Source organism: Aminobacter sp. P4_D5 (assembly GCF_056401815.1).
On the sequence record NZ_JBFUIP010000651.1, the window covers coordinates 1 to 740 of the forward strand.

Genomic DNA, 740 nt, shown 5'->3' on the forward strand with positions numbered 1-740 from the left:
GCGGTCGCGTCGCGCCCGACGATGCGCGGCGCCATCGCCTCCGCGATGCAGGCGCCGATGGTCCGCTGCAGCGGCAGGTTCAGCAGGTGCAGGTAGCCCATGCCGGTGAGGCCGGAGGCGGTGACGACCTCCACCACCACGAGATCCCTGGTCTCGCCCAGCGCGTGGCCGGCGAGCCAGGGGTCGTCCGCCCAGGGCATCTGCAGCAAGGTCGTGCGGACCTCGCGGATCGTCAGATCGGTCAATCCTTGGTTCCTCCCCAGGCGTTGCGCCAAGCCTGCTCGCGGGGAGGGGCGCGGGCAACCCCTCGGGGGGCGGCTTGCCAGGATCGCCGGATGGTGTGTTCCTCCGCCCGTACGAAGGGGAGCAACGCCACCATGACCAAGCGCCGCGACATCCTGGCCGCAACGGCGGCTGCCTCCCTGCTGGGCCCGCGCGCGGCACGGGCGCAGGCCTGGCCCACGCGCCCCATCCGCATGATCGTCGCCTTCGCGCCCGGCGGCTTCACCGACATCGCCGCGCGCGTGCTGTCGGAGCGGCTGACCGCCTCGCTCGGCCAGGCCGTCACCGTCGACAACCGCGCCGGCGCGGGCGGCATCATCGGCACCGAGGCCGCGGCCCGCAGCGCGCCCGACGGCTACACGSTGCTGRTSGGCRCGMTCRGCWCGCAKGCGMTGAATGTCGGCCTCTACCGCACGCTGCCTTACGATCCCGTGGCCGATTTCGCACCGGTCTCCGGC

2 protein-coding genes are annotated in these 740 nt (G+C 73.5%); one reads left to right on the forward strand and one right to left on the reverse strand.

Annotated elements, in window-relative coordinates; all coding sequences use genetic code 11:
- On the reverse strand, positions 1 to 245 hold a 245-nt coding region (locus tag AC1DWF_RS34110; protein ID WP_476842911.1), incomplete at its 3' end, for a hypothetical protein.
- Between the two features lie 90 nt (positions 246 to 335).
- On the opposite strand from AC1DWF_RS34110, the gene AC1DWF_RS34115 reads away from it, so the two are divergent.
- Positions 336 to 740: Bug family tripartite tricarboxylate transporter substrate binding protein (locus tag AC1DWF_RS34115; RefSeq protein WP_476842912.1), on the forward strand; the 405-nt coding region annotated here is incomplete at its 3' end.